Below are 14,649 nucleotides of genomic sequence, written 5' to 3' on the forward strand. Positions count from 1 at the left end.
CGGGAGAATCATGACCGACATCGCCACGTCCGACACCGTCCGTGCCCACGGCGTCTCGCTGACCGATGAGGCGGCGCTCAAGGTGAAGAGCCTCCTCTCGCAGGAGAACCGCGACGACCTGCGTCTTCGGGTCGCCGTCCAGCCCGGCGGCTGCAGCGGACTGATCTACCAGCTCTACTTCGACGAGCGGTTCCTCGACGGCGACAAGGCCGTCGACTTCGACGGCGTCGAGGTCATCGTCGACGACATGTCCGTGCCCTACCTCGACGGCGCGACGATCGACTTCAAGGACACGATCTCGGAGCAGGGCTTCACGATCGACAACCCCAACGCGGCGGGCTCGTGCGCGTGCGGCGACAGCTTCCACTGAGCCTCGCCCGCGACATCCCCCGTCTCCGACATCCCGAATGGATGGCCTGAATAGGGTGAAAGCTTGCCCTAGACTGAAGGTCGAACCATTCGTCCCGGAAAGGTGCACTGTGCGCTTCAAACGCCGCCTCCGCTGGGCCGTGATCCCACTCGGGATCGTCACGGCAGTCTCCCTCGCAGCTTGTACACCGACGGAGCTGAACGGCTACCTCCCGGGCTTCACCGACGACGGTACGCAGGCGACGAACCGCACCGAGATGGTGTCGGGCCTCTGGGTGAACTCCTGGATCGTGCTCCTGGCCGTCGGCGTGCTGACGTGGGGCCTTATGGCCTTCGCCGCGATCGCGTACCGCCGCCGTCGCGGTCAGACGGGTCTGCCGGTCCAGCTGCGCTACAACATGCCGATCGAGATCTTCTACACGATCGTGCCGCTCATCCTCGTGATCGGGTTCTTCGCCTTCACGGCGCGCGACCAGTCGATCCTCGAGACGCAGTACGACGATCCCGAGGTCTCGATCACGGCGATCGGCAAGCAGTGGGCGTGGGACTTCCAGTACAACGGCGACGAGTCCGACAACTCCGATGCGGTATGGACGATGGGCGTCCAGGCGCAGCCCGACGCCAACGGCGACATCGACCAGGCAGAGCTGCCGACGCTCGTTCTGCCGGTCAACAAGGAGGTCAAGATCAACCTCCAGTCGCGCGACGTCATCCACTCGTTCTGGGTCATCGACTTCCTCTACAAGAAGGACATGTACCCGCACCGCGACACCAACTCGTGGTCCTTCGTCCCCACCCGCGAGGGAACGTACGCCGGCAAGTGCGCCGAGCTGTGCGGCGAGTACCACTCGATGATGCTGTTCAACGTCAAGGTCGTGTCCGAGCAGGAGTACGAGGAGTACCTCGAGTCCCTGCGCGAGAGCGGCCAGACCGGCGACATCAACACGGCATATGACCGCCTCCAGAACGCTCCGGGAACGGGCGCGGTCACCGACGACTCCGGTGAGGGAAGCCACTGATGGCTACGACACTTCCGCTTCAGGGCGAACAGCCCGCAGGCCGCCCCACGACCCTGCCGCCGCGCCAGGCGGCCCTGCTCAGCGCATCGCGCGTCGAGCAGAAGGGCAACATCATCGTCAAGTGGATCACCTCCACCGACCATAAGACGATCGGGTACATGTACCTCATCGCCTCGGTGATGTTCTTCCTTCTCGGCGGCGTGATGGCACTCATCATCCGTGCTGAGCTCTTCGAGCCCGGCATGCAGATCGTGCCGACCAAGGAGCAGTACAACCAGCTCTTCACGATGCACGGCACGATCATGCTGCTGATGTTCGCGACGCCGCTGTTCGCGGGCTTCGCGAACGCGATCCTGCCGCTGCAGCTCGGCGCGCCCGACGTCGCCTTCCCGCGTCTGAACGCTTTCGCCTTCTGGCTGTTCCTCTTCGGCTCGATCATCGCGATCTCGGGCTTCCTGACCCCGCAGGGCGCCGCGTCGTTCGGGTGGTTCGCGTACCAGCCGCTCGCGAACGCGACGTTCTCGCCGGGAGCCGGAGGAAATCTCTGGATGCTCGGTCTGGGCATGAGCGGTTTCGGCACGATCCTCGGCGCGGTGAACTTCATCACCACGATCATCACGATGCGCGCGCCCGGCCTCACCATGTGGCGCATGTCGATCTTCTCGTGGAACACCCTCGTCACGAGCATCCTGATCCTGATGGCGTTCCCGGTTCTGGCGGCTGCGATCTTCGCGGCGGCATCCGACCGTGTCCTCGGGTCGCACATCTACGACACCGCCAATGGCGGAGTCCTGCTGTGGCAGCACCTGTTCTGGTTCTTCGGCCACCCCGAGGTCTACATCATCGCGCTGCCGTTCTTCGGCATCGTCTCCGAGATCCTCCCGGTGTTCAGCCGCAAGCCGATCTTCGGATACAAGACGCTGATCTACGCCACCATTGCGATCGCCGCCCTGTCGGTGGCGGTGTGGGCGCACCACATGTACGTCACGGGTGCTGTGCTCCTGCCGTTCTTCGCGCTGATGACGATGCTCATCGCGGTTCCGACCGGTGTGAAGATCTTCAACTGGATCGGAACGATGTGGCGGGGCTCCGTCACGTTCGAGACGCCCATGGTCTTCACCCTCGGCTTCCTCGTCTCGTTCGTCTTCGGCGGTCTCACCGGCGTCATCCTCGCGTCGCCGCCGCTCGACTTCCACCTCTCCGACTCGTACTTCGTCGTGGCTCACTTCCACTACGTCGTGTTCGGCACCGTCGTGTTCGCGATGTTCGCGGGCTTCTACTTCTGGTGGCCGAAGTGGACCGGGCGCATGCTCAACGAGCGTCTCGGCATGGTGCACTTCTGGATGCTGTTCATCGGCTTCCACATGACGTTCCTCATCCAGCACTGGCTGGGTGTCGACGGAATGGTGCGTCGCTACGCGGATTACTCGGCGGCTGACGGCTGGACGTGGCAGAACCAGGTCTCGACCATCGGCGCGATCATCCTCGGCGCTTCGATGATCCCGTTCTTCCTGAACGTCTGGATCACCTCGCGCACCGCCCCCAAGGTCACGGTCAACGACCCGTGGGGCTACGGAGCGTCGCTCGAGTGGGCGACGAGCTGCCCGCCGCCGCGACACAACTTCACGTCGATCCCGCGTATCCGCAGCGAGCGGCCGGCGTTCGACCTGAACCACCCCGAGGCCGCCATCCCGGTCGGCGTGGGCCCCGCGAAGGACGCCCCCGATGCACCGGTTGTGGATGTCGCCGATGGAGAGGTGAAGTAAGCCGTGAAGACCAACATCAACCTGTGGTGGGTGCTCACCTGGTTCTTCTTCGCGGTGTTCATCACCTACACCGTGTGGAACCTCGTTGCTCACACCGACCAGGGTGTCTGGTGGCACCGCATCGAGTGGGTCGGTTCGACCGCCCTCCTGTTCACCGGCTTCATGGGCGCGATGATCGCGTTCTACGTCTCGCGCGTGCACAAGGCGCAGGGCGGCGAGCTCCCGGAGGACTCGCTCACCGCTGACATCGACGACGGCGACCCCGAGGTCGGCGAGTTCAGCCCGTGGTCCTGGTGGCCGCTCGTGCTGGCTTTCGCTGCCTCGGTGTTCATCATCGGACTCGCGGTCGGCCAGTTCCTCCTGCCGATCGGGTTCGCGATCTTCATCGTGGCGATCGTTGGATGGGTCTACGAGTACTACCGCGGTTACTTCGCGCGCTGATTCCACGCGCTGCACGACGGCCATCGCACTCCGGTGCGGTGGCCGTCGCTATTTCCGGCCTTATGCGCCGTCAGTAGGACCGTCGCCTCACGCGCCTCGCCCGCCTCACGCGCCTCGCCCGCCTCACGGGCCTCGCCCGCCTCACGCGCCTCGCCCGCGACGCGTGAAGGCCCGCGCTGATCGCTGTCCCGGGACGCAAGGTCGTCGCCGCAACACGCCGCGTCGTAGCGCTGGGGCTCAGCGTGTCGCCGCTGCTCTGTTGCATCCAGGCCCGGCCGATGGACAGCGGGCAGGGCTGCCCGGGGGATGACGTTCTTGGTGCGACATGACTCGGTGGCCGGCTAGCGAGCCCCCGCCGGCCGGAACGTCACCGTGCCGGCTGCCCGGAGGCGGGGGCACGCCGCGATGCAATGGAACAGCACCGACACCCCGTGTCGGGCACGGACGGAACGGGGTGTTGCGCCTGAACCATTGCATCGCGGCACACGCGCCGGCAGGGATGCCGCTGCAGGCGACCCGGCGGCACGGGGTCGCCTGCAGCGAGCCGGGTCGCCAGGTCAGCCTCCGCGACGTCAGGCGGCCGACGTGAGGCCGTGGAACGCTCAGGAGCGTACGAGGGCCACCAGGGGGTCGGAGAGCCGGGGGAGGGGACCGTGCGCGTTCGCCACCGGGTAGCCCTCGCGAGCCCAGTACTCGAAGCCACCGATCATTTCACGCACCCGGTATCCGAGCTTGGCGAACTCGATCGCGGCGCGGGTGCCGCCGTTGCAGCCGGGGCTCCAGCAGTAGACGACGACGTCGAGTGAACGGTCGATCTCGTCCGCGGCGCGCACTGCGATCTCGCGGTGGGGGAGATGCACGGCTCCGACAGCGTGCCCCTGCGCCCATGCCTCGGCGCTGCGGACATCGACGAGCGTGAAGGGCTCGTCCGCGCGCTGCGCTTCGTAGACGTCGGAGGCATCCGTCTCATGCTCGAGCTTGGCGGTGAAGTAGGCGAGTGCATCAGTCATGGTGGACACGCTACGCAGACAGACGAACGGCGGGGTGCGACCGATCGGTCACACCCCGCCGTAATCCGGACAGGTCCGGGTCAGCTCTTCTTCGGCGCCTCGCCGTCGGCATCCTCATCGGGGACGATGATGTTCGACGGACGGTTCGCGGTCTCGACGCCCTCGCCATCATCCATGGGCTGATGCGGAGCGTTCGGGACACCGGCGCGCTCGTGGGCGCCCTGGATCTCGGCGTCCTCTTCTTCGCTGATGTGCTCGAGGTCGTGGTGGGCGTGTGCCCGCGCAGCCTCGATCTCTGCCTGAGTCAGGGGCGCGAGACGGTCTTCGAAGAACCAGCGCGAGAGTCCGGCACGAAGGTTCTCGTGCCACGGGATCTGACCCTTGTCGTTCGGGCGGACCACCAGGGGAGCGTTCGTGCTGTAGTCGACCAGCTTGACGAGCTCGTACTCGTCGACGGGCTGGTGCACCTCGATGTACTCGCCGCCGGGCAGACGCACGATGCGACCCGACTCGTAGCCGTGCAGAGCGATCTCGCGGTCCTTCTTCTGCAGCGCGATGCAGATGCGCTTCGTGACGAAGTACGCGATCACCGGTCCGAGGATCAGCAGCGCCTGCAGCGTGTGGATCACGCCTTCCATCGTCAGGTGGAAGTGCGTCGCGATGATGTCCGACGATGCAGCTGCCCAGAGGACGGCGTAGAAGGTCACACCGGCTGCACCGATCGCGGTGCGGGTCGCCGCGTTGCGCGGGCGCTCGGCGATGTGGTGCTCACGCTTGTCACCGGTGACCCACGCCTCGATGAAGGGGTAGAGCATGACGATGACGATGAAGAGACCGAGTCCGACGAGCGGGACCAGGATGTTGAACGACCAGGTTCGGTCGAACAGCACGAACTCCCAGTGCGGCGGGACGAGGCGCAGCGCGCCGTCGGCGAAGCCGATGTACCAGTCGGGCTGCGTACCGGCCGACACGGGGGAGGGGTCGTACGGGCCGTAGTTCCAGATCGGGTTGATCGTGAACAGGGCCGCGATGAGCACCAGCACGCCGAAGGTGATGAAGAAGAAGCCGCCCATCTTCGACATGTAGACCGGCATCATCGGGTAGCCCACGACGTTGTTGTTCGTCCGCGCGGGGCCGGCGAACTGCGTGTGCTTGTTCACGATCATCAGCATCAGGTGCAGCGCGAGCAACGCGACCAGGATGGCCGGCAGCAGCAGGATGTGCAGCGCGTACAGGCGCCCCACGATCTCGGTGCCCGGGAACTCGCCGCCGAACAGGAGGAACGACGTCCAGGTTCCGATCAGCGGGATGCCCTTGATCATGCCGTCGATGATGCGCAGACCGTTGCCCGACAGAACGTCATCGGGCAGCGAGTATCCGGTGAAGCCTTCTGCCATCGCGAGGATGAAGAGGATGAACCCGATGACCCAGTTGAGCTCACGCGGCTTGCGGAACGCGCCGGTGAAGAATACGCGCAGCATGTGCACGCCGATACCGGCGACGAACACGAGCGCCGCCCAGTGGTGCAGCTGACGGACGAGGAGGCCGCCGCGGATGTCGAAAGAGATCTCGAGGGTCGAGGCCATGGCCGCCGACATCTCGAGGCCTCGCATCGGTGCATAAGCGCCGTAATAGTGCGTCTCCGCCATCGACGCCTCGAAGAAGAACGTCAGGAACGTTCCCGAGAGCAGGACGACGACGAACGACCACAGCGCGATCTCGCCGAGCATGAACGACCAGTGGTCGGGGAAGATCTTCCGGCCCAGCTCCTTGACGAGGCCCGAGATGCTCGTGCGCTCGTCGAGGTAGTTCGCGACGCCGCCGACGAACTTGCCGCCGAGCGGCTTGTCCGAGGGACGGGTCGGGCCGTCAGCGTGGACCGCGGGTGCGGTCGTGACGTTCTCCGTGGGGTGGGTGGAGGTGCTCAATGACGCTCCCAGAAGCTCGGGCCGACGGGTTCGGTGAAGTCGCTGCGTGCGATCAGGTAGCCCTCGTCGTCGACGGTGATCGGGAGCTGCGGCAGCGGACGTGCTGCGGGGCCGAAGATGACGGCCGCCGCGTTGGTCACGTCGAACTGCGACTGGTGGCACGGGCACAGCAGGTGGTGGGTCTGCTGCTCGTAGAGGGCGACCGGGCATCCGACGTGCGTGCACACCTTGGAGTACGCGACGATGCCGTCGTACGACCAGTCCTTGCGGTCATCCGCCTCGTTCAGCTGCTCGGGGAGCAGACGCATGAGGAGGACGATGGCCTTGGCCTTCTCCTCGAGGTAGCCGTCGTGGTGCGCGAGCGTCGCGAGGGACTCGGGGATGACGTGCACGGCGGAGCCGAGCGTCAGGTCGGCGGCGCGGATCGGCTTGCCGGTCGGGTCGTGCGCCAGGCGCATGCCCTCTTCCCACATCGTGTGCTTGAGCAGGTGAACCGGGTCGCCCGCGTGCGGGTGCTCGGGCGAGCTGTGCGGCGCGAGACCGCGGAACAGCGTGATCCCCGGGAGGACGGACGCCGCGAGCGCGACGAAGAGCGAGTTGCGCACCATCGTGCGGCGGCCGAAGCCCGACTCGTTGTTCGCGTCCGCGAAGACCTGAACCGCCGCGGCGCGGGTCTTCTCGCTGCCACGCGTCGAGTGGCGCTCCTCGATGAACTCGGTGTCGTTCATCACGGCCTTCGACCAGTGGATCGCGCCGATGCCGATGGCGAGGAGGGCGGTCGCGATGCCCAGACCGATGAACAGGTTATTGCGACGGATGTCGCTGATCATCCCGCTCTCGATCGGGAAGATCAGGTACGCCGCGATGGCCCAGATGCTTGCCGCTGCGGACAGGTAGAACAGGGTGTACACCGTGCGGACCGCGCGCGTCATGGCGGCGGGGTCCTTGTCGGTCATGCGCTTGCGGTGGGGTGCGAGCCCGGGGTTGTGCACCGGGTCGGACACCGCTACGGCGAGCCCCGATGAGGGCACCGGGGAAGCAGGAACCTGCTCGGGCGCCTTCTCGTCAGCCATTTTGCTCCTTGTGCGTTGCTTCGATCGTCACGGTTCTCAGTTCGACTTCGCGGTGATCCACACCGAGATGGCGACGAGCGAGCCGATGCCGAAGATCCAGATGAACAGACCCTCCGAGACGGGGCCGAGCGAACCGAGCGAGAAGCCGCCGGGCGAGTTCTCGGTCGGGCGCATCATCAGGTAGCTGATGATGTCGCGCTTCTCCTCGGTGGTGAGGGTCATGTCGTTGAAGACGGGCATGTTCTGCGGGCCCGTGACCATGGCTGCGTACATGTGCAGGGGCGACGTGGTCGTCAGCGGCGGTGCGTACTTGCCTTCGGTGAGTGCACCACCGGCGCCGGCGACGTTGTGGCACATCGCGCAGTTGATGCGGAAGAGCTCGGCACCGTGTGAGACGTCGCCTTCACCGTCGAGCGTTTCGGAAGCCGGGTAGGTCGGGCCGGGGGCCTCGGACTGGACCCAGGCCGCCATGGCCTCGATCTGCTCCTGCGTGAACTGAACGGGCTTCTGCGGAGCCTGCGGCCCCTGCATCTGCAGCGGCATGCGTCCTGTGGCCACCTGGAACTCGACAGACAGCTCGCCCACGCCGTAGAGCGAGGGGCCGTCGTTCGTGCCCTGCAGGTCGAGACCGTGACAGGTGGCGCAGTTGGCCTGGAACAGCTTCTTGCCGTCCTCGACCGTGAGCGTGGATGCCGTCTGCGTCGTGTCGCCCGCCGCCATCGCGGCGGTGGCGCCGGCGTAGCCTCCGCCGGTGACGAGCAGTCCGATGCCGATCAGCGCGGCGGCAGCCCACTTGCTGCGACGACCGCCGTTGCGGCGCGGGTTCTTGGATGCCATGGGTGAATCAGCTCCGGTTTACTTCAGGAAGTAGATGACGGCGAACAGGACGAGCCACACCACGTCGACGAAGTGCCAGTAGTACGACACGACGATGGCGGACGTCATCTCTTTCCGGCCGAAGTTCTTGACGGCGAAGGCGCGCCCGATGACGAGGAGGAACGCCACGAGACCACCGGTGACGTGGAGGGCGTGGAAGCCGGTGGTGATGTAGAACGCGGAAGCGTACGAGTCGGCCTGGATGGGCATGCCCTCGGCGACGAGCGTCGCGTACTCCCAGACCTGGCCGGAGACGAAGATCGCTCCCATGATGAAGGTCAGGAAGAACCATTCCACCATTCCCCACTTGCGGAGGTTCCAGAAGGAGCCCGACCGGTAGGGGCGGAAGTGCTCGGCGTTGTGGACACCGATCTGCGCCGTCACCGACGACAACACGAGGATGAGCGTGTTGACCGCGGCGAACGGGATGTTCAGCAGTTCGGTGCGGTCGGCCCACAACTCAGGTGAGGTGTTGCGCAGGGTGAAGTAGATCGCGAAGAGCCCCGCGAAGAACATCACCTCGCTGCCGAGCCACACGATGGTGCCCACAGCGACCGGGTCCGGCCGCTTGACCGAGCGCAGGGCCTGGGAATACGTCGCTGGAGTGGTCGTCACGGCATCCATTATGGCCGATCTGGAGGGTGGTTTCTGCATCGCTGAAGGTCTGGTCGGATCGCGCCGCGGTTAGGGCGACCTAAGAATCAGCCGAAAGTCGCCCGACGACCGGCCGATAGGATCGTGTGTCATGGCTCAGTACGCGTGGCGCGACATCCTGACCGACCTTCTCGAGAAGCGCGATCTCAGCGTGTCGGCGGCGACCTGGGCGATGCGCGAGGTCATGGCCGGTCGCGCATCCCCCGCTCAGCTGGCCGGGTTCCTCGTGGCTCTTCGCGCCAAGGGGGAGACCGTCGACGAGATCGTCGGATTCCGCGACGCGATCCTCGAGGCGGCGCTCCCTCTCGCCGTTCCGACCGACGCGCTCGACATCGTGGGGACCGGGGGCGACCGATTCGGCACGGTGAACGTGTCGACCATGGCGTCCATCGTCGCGGCTGCCACCGGCGTTCCCGTCGTCAAGCACGGCAACAAGGCGGCGAGCTCCAAGTCGGGCTCGTCGGACGTCCTCGCCGCGCTGGGCATCGACCTCTCGCTCGACCCCGATGATGTGGCACGGGTGCTGCAGGAAGCGGGGATCACCTTCGCGTTCGCCTCGGCCTTCCACCCCGGATTCCGGCATGCCGGCGCGGCCCGAGCTGAGCTCGGCATCCCCACTGTCTTCAACTTCCTCGGGCCGCTCTGCAACCCGGCGCGCGCTGAGGCGAACGCGGTGGGCGTCGCGCACCTCGACCGGGTGCCGCTCATCACGGGCGTGTTCCGCACTCGCGGTGCGACCGCCCTGGTCTTCCGCGGTGACGACGGGCTCGATGAACTGACGACGACCGGCCACAGCCGCATCTGGGAGGTCAGCCGCGGCGACATCCACGAGCACGATCTGGATCCGCGCGATCTCGGGATGCCGCTCGCGCGCATCGAGGATCTGCTGGGCGGGGACCCGCAGCACAACGCCGCGGTCGTCCACCGGGTTCTGTCCGGAGAGACCGGGCCGGTGCGTGACATCGTGGTGCTGAACGCGGCGGCGGGAATCGTGGCGTACCGCCTGTGGCGGGATGCTGCCCAGGTGCAGCGCCCGATCCTCGAGCGCCTCGCGGAGGCGGCCGACGATGCGTCGCAGGCCCTCGACTCCGGCGCCGCTGCCGGCACTCTGGAGCGCTGGATCTCCGCGTCGGCCGGTTGAGGTCAGACCACATCGGTTTTTCACGGCATCGCGCGCACGGCGCCGAGAGCCCGGATGCATAGCGTGAGGCGCAACGCACCCGAGGAGGACCCGATGTCACACACCACCCCCACCGCCGATACGGTCGAAGCGCCCGTCCGCCGAGCCGGCCTCGTGAAGATCCTGGGCGTGCTCGGGATGCTGGGCGGAGTCGTGCTGATCATCGGCGGGCTCGTCGTCTGGTCGATCGTGTCGGGTCAGCTCCGCGCGGAGAACATCACCGTCCCCGAAGACGCGGCCGCCTTCCAGGGCCAGACCGTGGCTGGGCCGTTCACCGCATACGTGCAGGCGGACATCATCCAGCACCACGCACTCGACGCGTCCGGCGGCAAGACGTATGCGGAGCTGGACAAGGACGATCCCGTCCGGGCCACCATGATGAACGCGTCGTTCCTGCGCGCGTCGCTGTTCACTTCCGTCGTGTCGTTCGGCGTCGCCGCCTTCGCCATGGGCGTCGGTATCCTGTCGATCATCTTCGGCTTCGCGATTCACCGCCTGGCCTCGGCCCCGGTGGTCGTCCGCCGGTCGGCGGTCACCTCCGGCTGAACAGGGAGGAGCGAGGCCCGCGCCGCGGCGCGGGCCTCCGGCATGCATATGGAACCTGTCGACGCCCTGACCGAGATCGCCGAACTGCTCGAGCGCGAACGGTCGTCGAAGTACAAGTCGAAGGCGTTCCGCGCCGCTGCCGACGCGATTCGAGACCTGCCGAACGACGTTCTCGACGACGTCTCCGCGCTGCGCCGACGTCCGGGGATCGGCGATCGCACGCTGACCGTGATCGTGGAAGCCCGCGCCGGCGGGGTGCCCGCATACCTCGCGGATCTGCGGGAGCGGCGCGGTGTGGTCGTCGCCGGCGAGCTCCGACGTCGACTCCGCGGCGACCTGCACTGCCACTCCGACTGGTCGGACGGGACGACCCCGATCGCCGAGATGGTCGCCGCGGCCCGGAATCTCGGGCACGAGTACCTCGCGTTGACCGACCACTCGCCGCGACTCCGGGTGGCCCGCGGGCTGTCTCCCGAGCGCCTGCGCGATCAGCTCGACGTCGTCGCCGGGATGAGCGGTGAGGGGTTCACGTTGCTCAGCGGCATCGAGGTGGACATCCTCGACGACGGGGCGCTCGATCAGGAGGACGAGCTGCTGCAGCGCCTCGACATCGTGGTCGCGTCGGCGCATTCGAAGCTGCGGATGGCCCGTGGGGCGATGACGCGACGCCTGGTGGCCGCCGCATCCGATCCCCGCGTCGACGTGCTCGGGCACGTGACCGGCCGACTGGTCGAAGGTTCCCGGGGGACGAGGCCGCCGTCCGAGTTCGATCCGGAGCCCGTCTTCGCGGCGTGCGCGGAACACGGGGTGGCGGTGGAGATCAACTCGCGGCCGGAGCGGCAGGACCCGCCAGACGACCTCATCGAACAGGCGATCGCGGCGGGGTGCCTGTTCTCGATCGACTCCGACGCTCACGCCCCAGGGCAGCTGTCGCTGATCGACTACGGGGCCGAGCGCGCGGAGCGGCTGGGGGTTCCCGCCGATCGCATCGTCACGACATGGCCTCTCGACCGGCTGCGGGAGTGGACTGGTCGCACCCGCTCCTGAGAACGCGGCGGTGGAGTCAGGTGCGGTCGCGGAGTGCGGATGCCGCGCGTGCGAGCGAACCGCCCAGCCCACGGCGATCGGCAACCTCTGCGACGATGTCGGCATCGGTGCCGCGGATGCGTCCCTCGACAGCGCCGAGGTCCAGGTCGCGCACCACCCGGACGACCCGCGGAGCTACCGCGAGGTAATCCGCTGCCGCGGCGAGCTTCGAGCGAACCCCGGCGCTCATGCCCTCGCCCCTCTCGGCCGCCGCCAGGATGCCGTCGAGGTCGCCGTGAGCGGCGAGGAGGGTCGCCGCGGTCTTCTCGCCCACACCGGCCACTCCGGGAAGTCCGTCGGAAGCGTCACCGCGCATCGTGGCGAAGTCGGCGTACTGGTCGGGGCGCACGGCGTACTTCGCCACGACCGCCTCGCCCGTGAGGACATCGAGGTTGCTCATGCCCCGGCCGGTGTAGACGACGCGGATCTGCCGCGTGTCGTCCACGAGCTGGATGAGGTCGCGGTCGCCGGTGACGACGTCGACGGGCATCGTCGCGCGCGTCGCGAGCGTGCCGATCACGTCGTCGGCCTCGTGGTCGGGTGCCCCGACGATCGGGATGCCGAGGACGTCGAGGCTCTCGCGGATGGTCGGGATCTGCGCCTCGAGCGGGTCGGGCACGACCTCGACGTCGGGACCGGTCTCGACCGTCTCGGCGACGCGGTGCGTCTTGTATGTCGGGATCAGGTCGACACGCCACTGCGGTCGCCAGTCGTCATCCCAGCAGGCGATCAGGTGAGTCGGCTCGTACGTCGTGACGAGCTTCGCGATCATGTCGAGGAAGCCGCGGGCCGCATTGACCGGCCGGCCCTCGGAGTCCTTGACGGTGTCGGGGACGCCGTAGAACGCGCGGAAGTACAGGGATGCGCTGTCGAGCAGCATGAGTCGGTCGCTCATCGCATCATCCTGGCACGGGAGGCGGACCCTGCAGCATCGTACTGACCCAGACTGCTCAGCATCCGGGCCCCGACGGCGGCTCGGTGCAGACCCGATCGACGAGCGTTCCCCGTGCCTCGAGCACCTCGACGGTGTACCCGGCGGTCGGGATCTCGAGGGCGCCCGGCACCGGTCGCCAGCCGCGGCCGAAATCGACCTCCGCGCGGTAGCGGATGGTGGCGGTCGCGACATAGCTGCCTCGCGAGCGGTAGGTGTGGCTCGCCGGTGTCCGAGCGGTGGCTGCGACGGTGCGGGTGCTGCCGTCGCCGGGAGCGATGACGATCTCGTCCGGCGTGAAGCGCACGGTGACCGGCAGGTCGAACAGCGTTCCCGTGGCCGTGTGCTGCGACGCCGCGATCAGGAAGTCGAGCGGGAGCCCGGCGACACCGTAGCGGGCCGGCTGGCTGCTGAGCGCACCCGGTTGCGGAGCGAAGGACGCGACATCGGCGATCGTCGCCTGCGGCAGAAGCGAGACGGTGAAGTCGTCGCACCGGTTCAGCGCCCCGCAGTCTCTCGGTGGGGCTGGCTGGGTGTCGGTTTCGTCGCGAGGCTGGTTACCGTGCGCAGACCCGGGTTGCCTACTAGTTGCTCCCACTAGCACCTCGCTGCCACTTGCGCTTGCCGACCAGCTTCCGATGGTCCCGCGTGGAGGCTCATCCGGAGGTGCAGCTAAGCCAATGAAACTGACTACGGCAACGAGGACGGGCGTTAGCCGCATGCTGGCCCCTGAGTGGAGCTGACAACATCGACTAGTCGCGCTCCGGTTGGGCTCAGCATGTCGATTTCAGCTGTTACGAGCATCTTCTGGACCGGATCGCGGTCCGGCGGCACCATGCTCCGGCCCTCTGCATCCGAGAGCAACACTGATGTGACATCGATGCAGATGTAGAGCTCGACGGAGCTGTGGTCAACAGTTCGCGGGAAGACCTGCCGCACCTCCGTCCGGCCGCTCATAGTGACGCCGGAGGCGTTGTATTCGCTGAGCGCTTTCCGATCGGATTCGAGTATCGCCCCGGTAGTCAGGGCATAGACGGGTTCGAACGTCGTCGGGTCGGAGAGGTCCACGGCATTGAGGGCGTCGACGTAGGCGCGGTAGGTCGCTTCGGCGGCGGCGAAAGCGGCGGTGTCGCTGTCGGTGGGGGAGGGCGCCGTCGCCGTTGGCTCGGGGGTGGGCGAGGACGCGGGGGAGCCGCATCCGGTTGTCAGCAGTGCGACGGCGAGGACGGCGGCGACAGCATGGCGGCGTCGGACGAACATGCCCCGAACGTAGCGAGCCCGATCCTCCGCCCGCGGGAACTTTCCACAGGGCTGTCTCGTAGCCTGGAGGGATGCGGAGTGGTGGTGCACATGTCGTTCGGTGAGGCGGCGCTCAGGCGGCGTCCGACGGACGCGGCGCCCTGCCCGTGCGGCGGCGGCGCGTTCGGCGCCTGCTGCGGTCCCATCCTCGATGGGCAGGCGGCGGGAACTGCGGAGCAGCTCATGCGTTCGCGCTACACCGCGTTCGCCGTGCGAGACCGTACCCATCTCGCGCGAACCTGGCACCCTGCGACGCGTCCCGACGATCTCGAGGCGGACGGCCCGGAGGAGTGGACGGGGCTCACGGTCGTTCGGGCCGCCGGCGGCGCGGACGACGCCACGGGCATCGTCGAGTTCCGGGCCCGGTGGCGCTCCGGTTCCGATTCCGGAGAGCTCCACGAGGTCAGCCGATTCACTCGAGTACGCGGCCGATGGCTCTACGTCGGTGGTGTCGTCGACCCCTCCGCGTGA

16 protein-coding genes are annotated in these 14,649 nt (G+C 67.3%); 8 read left to right on the forward strand and 8 right to left on the reverse strand.

Annotation, left to right across the window (positions count from 1 at the left end):
* Positions 1 to 10: 10 nt before the first annotated feature.
* From erpA to P6897_RS06140, 4 genes are all read left to right on the forward strand, one after another.
* Complete coding sequence (gene erpA, locus P6897_RS06125; protein WP_023951519.1) at positions 11 to 370, forward strand: iron-sulfur cluster insertion protein ErpA; 360 nt, start codon at positions 11 to 13, stop codon at positions 368 to 370.
* Between the two features lie 109 nt (positions 371 to 479).
* Positions 480 to 1,388, forward strand: a complete 909-nt coding sequence (coxB, locus tag P6897_RS06130; RefSeq protein WP_114587897.1) for a cytochrome c oxidase subunit II — start codon at positions 480 to 482, stop codon at positions 1,386 to 1,388.
* On the forward strand, positions 1,388 to 3,154 hold the full coding sequence (ctaD, locus tag P6897_RS06135; RefSeq protein WP_112613988.1) for a cytochrome c oxidase subunit I: 1,767 nt from the start codon (positions 1,388 to 1,390) through the stop codon (positions 3,152 to 3,154). The genes coxB and ctaD overlap by 1 nt, the downstream gene beginning before the upstream one ends.
* 3 nt (positions 3,155 to 3,157) lie before the next feature.
* Positions 3,158 to 3,595 (forward strand): cytochrome c oxidase subunit 4, encoded by a 438-nt coding sequence (locus tag P6897_RS06140; protein WP_112613990.1) that lies wholly within the window; start codon positions 3,158 to 3,160, stop codon positions 3,593 to 3,595.
* Positions 3,596 to 4,197: 602 nt separating this feature from the next.
* Here the strand turns inward: P6897_RS06140 and P6897_RS06145 are convergent.
* The 5 genes from P6897_RS06145 to P6897_RS06165 all read right to left on the reverse strand — a co-directional run bounded on the left by P6897_RS06145 (position 4,198) and on the right by P6897_RS06165 (position 9,106).
* A complete protein-coding gene (locus P6897_RS06145) occupies positions 4,198 to 4,605 on the reverse strand; it encodes a rhodanese-like domain-containing protein (RefSeq protein WP_269266586.1) in 408 nt (135 codons plus the stop codon).
* Positions 4,606 to 4,685: 80 nt separating this feature from the next.
* Complete coding sequence (locus tag P6897_RS06150) at positions 4,686 to 6,533, reverse strand: ubiquinol-cytochrome c reductase cytochrome b subunit (RefSeq protein ID WP_282502386.1); 1,848 nt, start codon at positions 6,531 to 6,533, stop codon at positions 4,686 to 4,688.
* Positions 6,530 to 7,606, reverse strand: coding sequence for a Rieske 2Fe-2S domain-containing protein (locus tag P6897_RS06155; protein WP_112613994.1), 1,077 nt, complete (start codon positions 7,604 to 7,606; stop codon positions 6,530 to 6,532). The genes P6897_RS06150 and P6897_RS06155 overlap by 4 nt, the downstream gene beginning before the upstream one ends.
* A 36-nt stretch (positions 7,607 to 7,642) precedes the next feature.
* Complete coding sequence (locus P6897_RS06160) at positions 7,643 to 8,443, reverse strand: cytochrome c (RefSeq protein WP_112613996.1); 801 nt, start codon at positions 8,441 to 8,443, stop codon at positions 7,643 to 7,645.
* An 18-nt stretch (positions 8,444 to 8,461) separates the two neighbouring features.
* Entirely contained in the window at positions 8,462 to 9,106 is a 645-nt protein-coding gene (locus tag P6897_RS06165; RefSeq protein WP_112613998.1) for a heme-copper oxidase subunit III, read from the reverse strand.
* 121 nt (positions 9,107 to 9,227) lie between these two features.
* On the opposite strand from P6897_RS06165, the gene trpD reads away from it, so the two are divergent.
* The 3 genes from trpD (at position 9,228) to P6897_RS06180 (ending at position 11,909) form a co-directional block, all read left to right on the forward strand.
* Positions 9,228 to 10,277: an anthranilate phosphoribosyltransferase gene (gene trpD / locus P6897_RS06170; protein ID WP_274177645.1), complete on the forward strand. Its 1,050-nt coding sequence runs from the start codon at positions 9,228 to 9,230 to the stop codon at positions 10,275 to 10,277.
* A 93-nt stretch (positions 10,278 to 10,370) separates the two neighbouring features.
* Positions 10,371 to 10,862 carry an aromatic ring-opening dioxygenase LigA gene (locus tag P6897_RS06175; RefSeq protein ID WP_269266583.1) on the forward strand — a complete coding sequence of 164 codons (492 nt, stop codon included), beginning with the start codon at positions 10,371 to 10,373 and terminating at the stop codon, positions 10,860 to 10,862.
* A 48-nt stretch (positions 10,863 to 10,910) separates the two neighbouring features.
* Complete coding sequence (locus P6897_RS06180) at positions 10,911 to 11,909, forward strand: PHP domain-containing protein (RefSeq protein ID WP_274178018.1); 999 nt, start codon at positions 10,911 to 10,913, stop codon at positions 11,907 to 11,909.
* Positions 11,910 to 11,925: 16 nt separating this feature from the next.
* Here P6897_RS06180 and P6897_RS06185 read toward each other — a convergent pair whose 3' ends face one another.
* From P6897_RS06185 to P6897_RS06195, 3 genes are all read right to left on the reverse strand, one after another.
* The gene (locus tag P6897_RS06185; RefSeq protein WP_274177646.1) at positions 11,926 to 12,843 is read right to left on the reverse strand and encodes a 5'-3' exonuclease; all 918 of its coding nucleotides are present in this window, start codon (positions 12,841 to 12,843) and stop codon (positions 11,926 to 11,928) included.
* Positions 12,844 to 12,898: 55 nt separating this feature from the next.
* Entirely contained in the window at positions 12,899 to 13,483 is a 585-nt protein-coding gene (locus P6897_RS06190; RefSeq protein WP_282502388.1) for a hypothetical protein, read from the reverse strand.
* A gap of 107 nt (positions 13,484 to 13,590) precedes the next feature.
* Positions 13,591 to 14,139: a hypothetical protein gene (locus P6897_RS06195; RefSeq protein WP_282502390.1), complete on the reverse strand. Its 549-nt coding sequence runs from the start codon at positions 14,137 to 14,139 to the stop codon at positions 13,591 to 13,593.
* A 222-nt stretch (positions 14,140 to 14,361) separates the two neighbouring features.
* Here P6897_RS06195 and P6897_RS06200 point away from each other — a divergent pair, with 222 nt between their 5' ends.
* A complete protein-coding gene (locus P6897_RS06200; RefSeq protein ID WP_348997235.1) occupies positions 14,362 to 14,649 on the forward strand; it encodes a YchJ family metal-binding protein in 288 nt (95 codons plus the stop codon).

Origin of the sequence: Microbacterium sp. BDGP8 (assembly GCF_029991045.1) — a bacterium.
Taxonomy (GTDB): Bacteria; Actinomycetota; Actinomycetes; order Actinomycetales; family Microbacteriaceae; genus Microbacterium; species Microbacterium plantarum.